6 protein-coding genes are annotated in these 11,713 nt (G+C 76.2%); 1 reads left to right on the top strand and 5 read right to left on the bottom strand.

The genetic code is table 11. From position 1 onward, the window contains the following. Window positions 1-407 precede the first annotated feature (407 nt). The 3 genes from AB0O91_RS13805 to AB0O91_RS13815 form a co-directional block, all read right to left on the bottom strand. On the bottom strand, window positions 408-2,984 hold the full coding sequence (locus AB0O91_RS13805) for a BTAD domain-containing putative transcriptional regulator (protein WP_363431595.1): 2,577 nt from the start codon (window positions 2,982-2,984) through the stop codon (window positions 408-410). A gap of 356 nt (window positions 2,985-3,340) precedes the next feature. Next, window positions 3,341-4,282 carry an alkaline phosphatase family protein gene (locus tag AB0O91_RS13810; protein ID WP_363431597.1) on the bottom strand — a complete coding sequence of 314 codons (942 nt, stop codon included), beginning with the start codon at window positions 4,280-4,282 and terminating at the stop codon, window positions 3,341-3,343. Window positions 4,283-4,352: 70 nt separating this feature from the next. After that, the gene (locus AB0O91_RS13815) at window positions 4,353-5,339 is read right to left on the bottom strand and encodes a phospholipase D-like domain-containing protein (protein WP_363431600.1); all 987 of its coding nucleotides are present in this window, start codon (window positions 5,337-5,339) and stop codon (window positions 4,353-4,355) included. A gap of 325 nt (window positions 5,340-5,664) precedes the next feature. Here AB0O91_RS13815 and AB0O91_RS13820 point away from each other — a divergent pair, with 325 nt between their 5' ends. Beyond that, window positions 5,665-6,930 (top strand): serine hydrolase domain-containing protein, encoded by a 1,266-nt coding sequence (locus tag AB0O91_RS13820; protein WP_363431602.1) that lies wholly within the window; start codon window positions 5,665-5,667, stop codon window positions 6,928-6,930. Between the two features lie 27 nt (window positions 6,931-6,957). On the opposite strand, the gene AB0O91_RS13825 is transcribed toward AB0O91_RS13820, so the two are convergent. Next, window positions 6,958-9,381 carry a tetratricopeptide repeat protein gene (locus tag AB0O91_RS13825; RefSeq protein WP_363431605.1) on the bottom strand — a complete coding sequence of 808 codons (2,424 nt, stop codon included), beginning with the start codon at window positions 9,379-9,381 and terminating at the stop codon, window positions 6,958-6,960. Window positions 9,382-9,656: 275 nt separating this feature from the next. After that, window positions 9,657-11,713, bottom strand: a 2,057-nt coding sequence (locus AB0O91_RS13830) for an ATP-binding protein (RefSeq protein WP_363431608.1), incomplete at its 5' end; no start/stop codon positions are given.

The following is an 11,713-nucleotide window of genomic DNA, read 5'->3' on the forward strand; positions in this document are numbered from 1 at the left end:
GTCGCGCCGTTGACCACCTCCATCGGGGAGAAGGCGTGCACGTGGATGCCGGGCACCCGCTCCTTCACCGCGCGGGCGCCCCCGCCGGCACTGGGTACCGCTACCCGTCGGGGATCAGCCCTGGGCGGACTTGAGGCCGATGGTCTCGATCCGGTCGAGCATGCGGATCTCGATCGCGGCGACCTCGTCCTCGACCTGGACCTGGACCTCGAGCTCGGTGTCGTTCTGCATGATCGTCTCCTTCTGAGTGCGTCACGTGCCGGACCGGAACGGTCCGTCGGACCGGCCGGGTGGGGCCCGGCCGGGCTGTTGAACACCATCCTCAGCGGCCCCGCTATTCGCCAGCTCTCCGTCGGCTACCCGCCCGCCCCACCCGTCACCACCTGCGATGATCCGGGTCCGACCGGTCAGGCGGACTCGGTGAGCCGCTCCCGGACGGCCCGTTCGAGGTGTTCCGTGCCCCCGGTCACCGGGCGGCCCAGCGCCGCGAGGCACAGCCGGTGGGCGGTCCCGCCCTCCAGGTCGCCGAGGTACAGCCGGGTGCCCGCGGCACGGCGCAGGTCGCCCAGGGCGAGGAAGCCGGTGACGGCCCGCAGCAGGTACGCGCGGGCGCGGGGGTCCCGCCGGATCGCGAAGGCGATGCCCAGGCCGGCCGCGAGCGCGGCGGCGGCCGGGCCGTCGCCCGTCAGGACGGCCGCGCGCTCGCCGAGTAGCTGGGTCTCCACCAGGGCGTCCGGGCCGTGGCAGCCGACCAGGTGGGTCTGCTGCACGGTGGCCAGCTGCCAGGTCGCGGGATGGTCGCCGAGCGAGGCGGCGAGCCGGGTGAGGGCGAGCAGGTTGCCCCCCTCCGTCCGGAACCACGCCCGGGCCCCGGCCGCGTCCTCGAACGGGTGCGGTCCGGCCCACGGGCGGTGCGGTGCGACCGGGACGTGCGGGCCCGCCGGGGCCATCAGCCGCCGGGCGGCATCGGCGACCGCGAGGTACCAGTCGGACATCCGGCCCCGGGCGGCCGCCGCGTCCGCCTGCTCCCCGGCGGCGAGCTGACGCCCGTACAGCCGGACCAGGTCGTGCATCCGGTAGCGGCCGTCGGCGGCGGGCTCGATCAGGTGGAGCGACTCCAGGATCCGCAGCAGCGGCCGGACGGACGCCCCGGAGGCGCCGAGCGGGCCGTCCGGCGCGCCGAACAGGGCGGCCGCCACGGGTTCCGCGAACGACCCCGCCGGGTGCAGGCCGAGCAGCCGCAGCAGCCGGGCGGCGTCCGGGCCGAGCCGGCGGTAGCTGTGGTCCAGCACCCGGGAGACGGCCAGTTCACCGTCCGGCAGGCTCAGTGCGGTGAGGCGCCCGTCCTCGGGGGCGAGTTCCGCGGCGAGGTCGGCGAGCGGCAGTCCGGGCCGTTCGGCGAGCCGGACCGCCGAGATCCGCAGGGCCAGCGGCAGTCCGCCGCAGAGCCGGGCGAGCTCCCCGGCGGCCTCCGGTTCGCCGGCCACCCGCTCCCGGCCGGCGATCCGGCCGAGCACCTCGACCGAGTCGGTGGGCGACAGGACGGCGAGCCGCAGCGGTGCGGCGCCGGTGGTCGCGACCAGGCCGCCGAGCATGCCCCGGCTGGTGACCACGGTGAAGCTCTGCGGCGAGTTCGGCAGCAGCGGGCGGACGTGCTCGTAGTCCCGGGCGTCGTCCAGCACCACCAGCAGCCGGCGGCCGGCCACGGTCGAGCGGTAGAGGTCCTCCCGCAGCGCCTCGTCGTGCGGGATCAGCGGGCCGGGGACGCCGAGGGCGAGCAGGAGGCGCTCCAGCGCCCTGGCGGGCGACTCGTGCTCGTCCCGGTCGTGGCCGTGCAGGTCGACGAAGATCTGGCCGTCCGGGTAGTGGGCGGCGAGGTCGCGGGCGGAGCGCAGCGCCAGCGAGGTCTTGCCGACCCCGGCCGGGCCGGTCAGCGCCACGATCCGGCTGGCGCCGGGGCCGGCCGCGGACAGCTCGGCCAGCCGGTCGATCTCCTCCCGGCGGCCGACGAACCCCGAGGTGGTCTGCGGCAGTTGGGCGGGGGTCGGCGGGGCCGACGGCTGCGCCGGGAGGCCCGGGTGGCCCGGGACGGCCGGAACAGCCGAAACAGCCGGAACAGCGAGGACGGGAGCCGGGCGGTCCGGAAGGCCCGGCCCGGCGGTGTCGACCCGGGCCGCCCGGCCCACGGGCCGGTCGACGCGCGGACCGACAAGCGGACCGACAAGCGGGCCGACGGGCGGACCGACGGGCAGTTCGTGCCGCAGGATCGCCCGTTCCAGCTCCAGCAGTCGCGCGCCGGGGTCGAGGCCGTACTCCTCGGCCAGCACCCGCCGGGTGGCCGCGACCACCGCGAGCGCGTCGGCCTGCCGGCCGCAGCGGTAGAGCGCACCGGCGGCCCGTTCGGCGATCGACTCGCGGGCCGGGAACTCCTCCGCCAGCGCGGTGAGTTCCGGCACCAGCTCGCGGTGCCGGCCCAGGGCCAGCTCCAGATCGGCCCGCAACTCGTGGGCGGCGAACCGCTGCTCGTCCAGGCGGGCGCGGGCCCCGGCGGCGAACGGCGCGTCGATGCCGCTCAGCGCTTCGCCGCGCCACAGGGCCAGGGCCTGCCGGAGCCGGTCGGCCGCCTCCGCCGGTCGGCCCCGGTCGGCCAGGCGCCGGGCCAGGACCAGCCCGGCGTCGAACTCCGCCGCGTCCAGGCCCTCGTCCGGCACCGCGAGGCGGTAGCCGACCTGGTCCAGGGTGAGGGCCTGCGCGGCTGGCGGCGGGAGGGCCCGGCGGAGGGTGGACACGACGGTGTGCACCTGCGCACGGGCGGTGCGCGGCGGGGCGTCGCCCCAGAGCGCGTCCACCATCCGGTCGATGCTGACCGGGTGGTCGGCGTTGAGCAGCAACAGGGCCAGCCCGGCGCGCTGCCGCGGACGCGGCACCGCCACCGGAACGTCGTCGCACCGGACCTCGAACGGCCCCAGGATTCCGTACCGCACCACGTGCCTCCCCCTCCCCGTGCCCGGCCCGGTCGCGGCCGGTCGGACCGCGGGTGCCGGACCGCGCCGTCCCCGCCCGGCGTGGTGGCCGGACGGGGTGCCGATCTCTCATGCGCGGGTCAACGCGCCCCGCGGCCGGGGCGTTCCGGGTTCGGCGGTGGCCGAATCGTCGGCGGCGGCGGTTCGGGCGGCCGGGTACGGACGGGCGGGGACGGCGCCGCCGCCGGCGCCCCGCGGGGACGGGCGGGGACGGGCGGCCGTGCGGGCGGACGGGGCAGCGGGGACGCCAGGGACGCCGGGACCGGCGGCGCCGGGGCGGCGGCCGCCGGTCCGGCCCGACGGCCGCTGCCGGAGGGTCAGTTCCAGATGCCCGTGATGTCGGTCACGGTGGCCGCGTTGCCCGCGTGGCCGCTCGCCCCGGCGAGGTCCTCCAGGGTGCGCAGCACGTTGTAGTGGTTGTACCGGTTGGCCGAGGTGCTGCCCGGGATGACGTGGGCGCCGTAGACCAGGGTCGGGATCCGGTTGCCGGAGAGGCTGTTGTCCTCGTCGAAGGTGACCACCAGCAGGCTGTTGTGGCTCTGCGCCCAGGCGGCGTACGCCCCGAGGTTGTTCTTGATCCAGGTGTCGCCGGTGCCCACCGAGCAGTCGTGCATGTCGCTGCACAGGTTCGGCACCACGAAGGAGACGTTGGGCAGGGTGGCGTAGTCGCTCGGGAACTGGGCGAAGGTCAGGGCGGTGTTGACCGGCACGTTCCCGAAGCCGAACCAGGGGTTGTGCTTCTGGGCGTACTTGCCGCTGCTGCACACGGTGCTGCCCTGGCTCGGCAGCGACTCGTTGTAGCTCGCCCAGGTCTTCCCGGCGGCGGTCAGCTCGGAGGCCAGGTTCGGGGCCCGGAAGCCGCCGACCGTGACGCAGCTGTCGTCGACGGTGCCCTGGGTGGAACCGGAGAACAGCGCGTAGTAGTTCGGCTCGCTCGGGTGGGTGATGCCGTACGACTGGGTGAGGGTGGCGCCGCCCACCGCCAGGGTCTTGTTGAGGTACGGGGCGCTGCTGCTGCCGATCACCTGGCTGTAGGCGTGGTTCTCCAGCACCACGACCACGACGTGGTCGGGTGTGGGCAGCCCGGCCGCCTGCGCGGTGGTGGCGGTGGCCGCCCAGAGCCCGGCGGAGGCGGCGGCCAGGGCGACGGCCGAGCCGATCGCGGTCGCGGTGCGGCGGGAGCGGCGCCGGGCCTCGGTGCGGGCGTCGGGGCGGTCGCCCGGGCGGGCGTCGGGCAGGGGCTTCGCGGACGACGTCATGAGCGTTCCTCGGGTGGAGGGCGGCCCCGGTGCGGGGCCGCCCGGAACGGGAGGTGCCGGAGTACGGGGCTTAGTAGGGCGCGCCGTTGGCGAAGTCGGTGGCGAAGGTCGTCTCGATGGTGTTGAGCACCCCGGAGTCGGAGACGATCAGGCCCAGCTCGCGGTTGTTGTTCAGCGAGTTGTCGGAGAAGTTCTCCGAACCGGCGAACACCTTGGCGTTGGAGGTGCCGTAGTCGGCGACGATGGCCTTGGCGTGGATGTACAGGCCGGTGGTCGAGGAGTAGGTGACGACCTTGGCGCCGGCCGCGGTGACCTGGTCGAACTGGCTGCCGTACGAGTTGGGGTTCATCCCGACGACGCGCACGGTGACGCCGCGGTTGGCGGCGGCGGTGATGGCGTCCACCAGGGCCGGGTCGCCGAACTCCAGCTGCTGGACGTCCAGCGAGGTCTGCGCGCCGTTGATCAGCGCGAGCAGGCGGTCCTGCGAGTCGGTGGGCGACCAGACCAGGTTGTCGCCGTCCGAGGGGGTGATCGAGGTCTGGGCGTAGTCGGCCGCGAAGACCTGCTCGATCGCCGCGACGTCGTTGGCGTCGTTGTCGAAGACGCCGTAGTCGCGGCTGCTGTCGTAGTAGGTGGAGTCCAGGTTCCCGGTCAGGATCAGGGACTTGCCGCCGTCCACGGTGACGGTCTTCTGGTGGGTGTAGACGAACGCCGAGGAGGAGTAGGTCACGCCCACGCCCGCCGCCTTCAGGGCCTTGTAGGCGGCGCCGTTGACCGAGGTGTGCTTGCGGTCCAGGACCACCCGGACCTGCGCACCGGCCTGCTGGCGGGCGATCAGGGCCTTGACGGTCGTGGTGTCGCGCAGCTCGTACATCGTCACGTCGACCGAACTGGTCGCCGAGTTGATGAAGCTGACGACCAGGCTGTGGCTCTGGTCCGGGAAGACGACCGCCGTGTAGGTGGCGGCGTCGGCCCGCGCGGTGCCGGTCGCGGATATCAGGCCGGCGCCGGCGAGCAGCAGCGCGCCGACCCGGCGCGCCAGGGTGGCCAGGGTCATGGGGGACTCCATGGTCGATGAGGGGGGAAGTCGGCGCCTCGCACCGGAAACAGAGGAAGCACCGGAAGCACCGGGGCCGCACGGGGCGGACGGTGCTGACGAAGCGCTCGAACAGGATGCGGGCGCGGCAGTCAACGCGGGTAGACCACGGGAGGTAAAACCTTGCCCCCGGACCGGGAAACGAATGGTGCGCATGACAAAACGGCCGGTCAACGGAGGATGGGGGCGATCCGGTTCACATTGCCACCGACCACCGGGACCGGTGATAGTGATCTTCGACCGAGGTGCCCCGACACCACGTCAGCCCGAGAGAGAACCGAGGAACATGGCCAAGACCAGCCTTCTGCGTCCGCTCGCGGTGGCCGCCGCCGCTGCCGTCCTGGCGGCCTCCGGGGCCGTGCCCGCCCTGGCCGCCGACCGTGCCGACGCGGCCCTGCCGACCCCCGACACCGCCGGCGTGCAGAGTGCGCTTCAAGCCACCACCGCCGCCGGCGCCCCCGGCGCCTTCGCGGTGATCCGCGACCACGGCGACGACGAGCGGACCCGCTCGCTGACCGTCGGCCGGGCCGACCTCGACGGGACGCCGATGAACTCCTCGTGGAGGTTCCGGGTCGGCAGCAACAGCAAGATGTTCGCCGCCGTTCTCGTGATGCAGCTGGCGCAGGAGGGCCGGATCGACCTCGACAAGCCGATCCGCGACTACCTCCCGGACGGCACCCTCCCGGCCGACTGGACGATGACCGGCCGTCAGGTGATGGAGCACCGGGCCGGCATCTACGACCACACCAACGACCTGCTGGAGCAGGCCGGCGAGGAGACCACCAGCGCCTTCGAGGCCCGCATCCGCTCCACCGTCTACGCCCCGGCCGACCTGGTCGCGCTCTCCGTCAAGCACGGCCAGCAGTACACCCCGGGCAGCCGCTACTCCTACTCCAACACCGACTTCGTGCTGATGGGCCTCGCGGTCGAGCACCTCACCGGCCGCCCGTACCAGGACGTCCTGCGGGACCGCGTCCTCGACCCGCTCGGCCTGCAGCAGACCTCGTTCGTCGTCCCCGACCAGCGGATCGCGGGCGCCCACATCACCGGGTACCTCACCAACGACGACCGCAGCAAGCCGCTGCTGGACTCCACCGAGCAGAACGGCTCCTGGGTGTGGAGCGCCGGGGCGGTCATCTCCACCGCCGGGGACCTCGACACCTTCCTCACCGCGCTGATGGCCGGCAGCCAGGGCGGGCTGGTCTCCGACGACTCGCTGCGCCAGATGGAGGCCGCCCTGCCGACCCCGACCGCCAAGATCTCCTACGGGCTCGGCCTGCGCCGCATCTCGCTCTCCTGCGGGGACGTGTACGGCCACGGCGGCATCGTCCAGGGCTACCAGACCCAGTCCTTCACCACCCCGGACGGGCGGCGCTCGGTGGTCGTCTTCGCCAACGCCTCCAACAACGGCTCGGTCACCCAGGGCCTGATGAACGCGCTGGAGCCGGCCTTCTGCGGCAAGAAGCCGGCGGCCGCGCCGCGCAACGGCTTCGCCCCGCGGAACCTCCAGGTCGACCACGGGCTGCCGGTGGTCGAGGACACCCGGATCTGACGCCGTGCCGCCCCGGCCGGGCCCGCGCTACGGCGTGGCCCGGCCGGGGCGTCCGTCCGCGCTGAGGTCGGTGAGCGCCTCGGTGAGGATCTCCCGGGCCTCCTCGGCCCGCCCCTGCTCGATCAGCGCGGTGCCGAGCTCGGTCAGCGTCTTGGTCGTGCTGTCCGGGCGCCCGATCGCCTCGTAGTGGACCAGCGCCTGCCGGTACGCCTTCTCGGCGGCCGGCCAGCGCTCCAATGCCGCCCGGTCCTGCCCGAGTTCGTGCGCCGTCATGGCCGCCAGCAGGTGCATCAGCGGCGACCCCCAGTGCTCCACCAGCTCCAGCGCACCCGCCAGCGCGCGGCGGCGGGAGTCCACCGCCTCCTCCGCCCGGCCGAGTTCGCGCAGACAGGTCGCCGCACCGCGCAGGGTCACCAGCCGCCCGATCATCGCGGCCCGGTTGTCGACCGCGCCGAAGGCCTCCGCCGCCCGGTGGTAGCTCTCGCTCGCCTCCCGGTGGCGCTGCAGGTGCCGCAGCCCGGCGCCCAGGTAGGTGAGCGCCCAGCCCTCCTGCTCCCGGTCGCCCAGGTCACGGGCCAACCGCAGCCCCTCGCCGGCCAGGTCCAGGCCGCGCTGGTAGCGGTGCAGACAGGTGATGTACGTCCAGGCCAGGTAGTTCACGTGCACCGCCTCGGCCGGGCGGTCGCCGCACGCCCGGGCCGCGTCCACCGACAGCTGGAACACCTCGCCCCAGACGTCCCAGCTCAGCAGGCGGTCGGAGAACCAGTGCATGGCCTCGGCGGTGTCGATCACCTCCCGGTGCCGGCCCTCCGACTGCGCCCGGTACAGCGCCGCCAGCCACTCCGGGTACTCCTCCTCCAGCCAGCGCGCCGCCCCGGCGAGCGACGCCGGTGAACCGCCGTCGCCCGAGGCCGCCGCATGGTCCGGGTCGAACACCAGGCCGTACCCGGCCGCCTCGCGCAGCAGCCCGCGCCCGGCCTCGGTCCGGGCCTCGGCGACCGCCTCGGCCGGCTCGTCGGCCGCCAGCCGCTCGCCCGCGTACAGCCGCACCAGGTCGTGCAGGCGGTAGCGCTCCGGGGTGGCCGGCTGCACCAGGCCGACGTCGACCAGCCGCTCCAGCAGCAGTTCGGTGCGGGCCGCCGACAGCCCCGTGTAGCGGGCGAGGACGGCCGCGGTGAAGTCCTGGCCGGCCGTCAGGGCGCACCGCCGCAGGACCAGCCGGGCGTCGCCGGGCAGCCGGCGGTAGGACAGTTCGAAGGCCGGGCGGACCCCGAGGTCGCCGGTCTCCAGCAGGTCCAGCCGGTTCTCCTCGGCGGCGAGCTGGCGCACCAGCTGGGCCACCGGCTGCTGCGGACGGGCCACCAGCCGCTGCCCGGCGATCCGCAGCGCGAGCGGCAGGTATCCGCAGAGCCGGGCCAGGTCGGCGGTGGCGTCCGGGGCGGCCTCGACCCGTTCGGGCCCGGCGATCCGGGCCAGCAGGGCGGCGGCCTCGGTCTGCGAGAGCACGTCGAGCCGCAGCCGGTGCACCGCCTCCAGGCCGGGCAGCGCGTGCCGGCTGGTCACGATGGTCACGGCCGGGCCGGAGCCGGGCAGCAGCGGGCGGACCTGCCCCTCGTCGGCGGCGTTGTCCAGCACCAGGACCAGCCGGCGCTCGCGCACCAGGGCGCGGAACAGCCCGGCCCGTTCCTCCGTCCCGGCGGGGACGGACTGGTCGCCGACCCCGAGGGCGCGCAGCACCTGGCCGAGCGCCTCACGGGCGGTCAGCGGGGTGGCCGCCGTGCCGCCGAGGTCGAGGGAGAGCTGGCCGTCCGGGAAGGCGTCGGTCAGGATGTGGGCGGCGTGCAGGGCGAAGGCGGTCTTGCCCAGGCCGGGCTGGCCGCTGATCAGCACCACCCGGGGGTGGGCGGGGTGCTGCTCCGCGGTGAGCGCGGCCAGTTCGGCGAGGGCCTGCTCGCGGGCGGTGAAGTCGGCGAGGTCGCGCGGGAGGGCGAGGGCCCCGGGCGGTGCCGGGTCGGCCCCGGCCTCCACCGCGACCGGCTCCGTCCCGGCCGGCTCCGCCGTTGCCGCCTCCGGCTCCGTCGACGCGAGGGCGGTCGCGGCGAGGGCGGTCGCGGCGGAGGCGGTCGGTGCGGGGCCGGCCGGCCCCGGGCCGCTCGCGGCGGGCGGCTGGACGGCGGGGGCCTGCGGCGGCACCCGGCGCACGCCCCGGGGGCGGCCGGACTGCGCGGCCCGCTCCAGGGCGGCGGTCTGCGCGCCGTCCAGGCCCAGCGCGGCGGCCAGCGCCTGCACGGTGCGCCGTTGCGGCCCCCTGGTCCGGCCGCGCTCCATGTCGCCGAGGGCGCGCAGGCTGACCCCGGCCGTGGCGCAGAGGTCCTCCTGGGTCAGACCCGCAGCCACCCGGTGTCCGGCCAGCAGGTGGCCGAACTCCCCCGTACCGCTCGCCACCGTCATCTACCGCCCGCCCCTTGGTCAGCCCGCCCGCAGTTCTGCCGCAGTTCTGCCGGACGAGGTGCCCGGGCAGATTCCCGCAGGCAGAAGTATGCCCCGGCGGAAGTGTCGCCCGCACCAGCCCGCCGTCTGCGGGGACTCCGGGGACGGGGGCGGCCGACCGGCGGTTCCGCCATCCGGAACCGCCGGTAGTTCCGCCTGTTCCGCCCGCCGACGGCGGTCGGGCCGGCGCCGCCCGGGCCGTCCGACCCGCTCCCGGACCAGCCCGCGCGCACGCGCTACGCCTCCCCCACGGCCGCCAGCGCCCGCTCCCGCCGCCGGGCCTCCGCCCCCTCGGCGCTGCGGCCGAGCTCGATCAGCAGGTCGGCGAGCAGCCCGTGCGAGCGCGCCTCCACGGCGGCGTCGCCGACGGTGCGGCCGAGCGCGACCGCCAGCCGGGCCGAGGACAGCGCGGCGTCCCGGCGGCCGAGGGCGTGCAGGGCGCGGACCCGGCCGTGGGTGGCGAGCACCGCGCCGACCCCGCCGACGGGCGGGGCGGCCGACGGGGCCCCGGTGTCCCGGCCGGTGGCGATCCGGACCGCCTCGTCGGCGTGGGTGAGCGCCCGCTCCGGGGCGCCGGCCAGCACCAGCGCCTCGGCGAGTTCGGCGAGCGCCCGCACCAGCAGGTGCCCGGCGGCCGGGGCGCGGGCGGCGGTGACCAGGTCGGTGAGCAGCGGCACGGCCCGGTCGTACTGCCCGGCCCGGACCAGGGCGGCGGCCACCCGGCGGCGGCAGTGGTGGCGCAGCAGCGCGTCCCCGGCCCGGTCGGCGGCGGCGACCGCCGCGTCCAGGTGTTCCAGGGCGGTGCGGTGGGCGCTGCGGCGGACGTGCAGGACGGCGAGGTCGGTGCCCAGCCGGGCGAGTGCCGTCTCGTCCCGGGCGGTGTGCGCGGCGCGCAGCCCGATCTCGGCGACGGCCCGCCAGTCGGGGCGGTCGCGGCCGCCGCTCTCCTCCGCCAGCTCGTACAACAGGCTGGTGCGGTGAGCGAGTTGCCAGGCGGCGCCGGTGCGGCCGTACTGTTCCGCGCGGAGCACGACGGCGCGCAGGGCGCTCTCCTCGCGGCGGAACCAGGCGCCCGGCGGGGTGCCGCCACCGTCGGCGTCGCCACCGCCACCGCCGTCGGAGTCGTCCCACTGGGCGGTGAGGTCCAGGTAGTGGGCGATCAGCCGGTCGAGCGCGCCGAAGCGCTCGGTGCAGTCCAGCGCGGCGGCCTGCCCGGCGGCGTAGCGGCGGACCAGTTCGCGGCGGGCGTAGCGGCCGGGCGCGGTCTCGGCCAGCAGGTGGACGGCGTCGAGCGCGGTGAGCAGGGTCCGGGCGGTGGCGGGCCGGAGGTCGGCGAGGGCGGCGGCGGTGCCGGTGTCGATCACCGCACCGGGGTGGAGGCCGAGCAGGGTGAACAGCCGGGCGGCGGCGGGCGGCAGGGCCGCGTGGGTGCGCTCCAGGGCGGCGGCGACGCCGAGCGGGCCCCGGGCGGTGCCGGGGCCCGCCAGGGCGGCCAGACCGGTCTGCTCGTCGGCGAGTTCGGCGGCGAGGTCGGCCGGTGACCAGTCGGGGCGGGCGGCCAGCCGGGCGGCGGCCAGCCGCAGCGCGAGCGGCAGGTGGTCGCAGCGTTCGGCGAGGTCGGCGAGGTCGGCGGCGCTCTCCGGTGCGGCGGCGCGGTGGTCCGGTCCGAGGGCGCGGGCGAGCAGGGCCTGGGCGTCGGCGGGGTCGAGCGGGTCGAGCGGGAGGGCGAGCGCGTCCTCGTGGAGCAGCAGTTCGCGCAGCCGGTTGCGGCTGGTGACGACGGCGACCGGTCCGAGCCGGGTGCCGGCCGCGGGGGGCCGGCCGGGCAGCAGCGGGGCGAGCTGGCGGTAGCCGGCGGCGTCGTCGAGCAGGATCAGGATGCGGCGCTCGGCGAGGAGTTCGCGGTAGCGGGCGGCGCGCTCCTCGGGGTCGGCGGGGACGGCCTCGGGGGCGACGCCGAGGGCGGTGAGGAACCCGGCCAGCACCTCGGCGCTGTCCAGCGGACCGGCCGGGTCGGTGCCGCGCAGGTCGGCCTGGAGGACGCCCTCGGGGAAGCGCTGGGCGGCCCAGTGCTGGACGAGCCCGGTCTTGCCCACGCCGGCCGGGCCGGTGACCAGGATCGGCCGACCGGTCCGGGCGGCGACGCCGAGCGCCCGGTGCAGCCCGGCGATCTCGGCGGCGCGGCCGACGAAGCGCCGGTCGGGCGTCGCGCGGCGGGCCAACTGCTCGCCCGCCAGGCGCAGTTCCGGCCCGGGCGGGACGGTCAGCCGGGCCACCACCCGCCCGTAGTGGG

The organism is Kitasatospora sp. NPDC089797 (genome assembly GCF_040684795.1).
In the GTDB taxonomy this organism is placed as follows: Bacteria; Actinomycetota; Actinomycetes; order Streptomycetales; family Streptomycetaceae; genus Kitasatospora.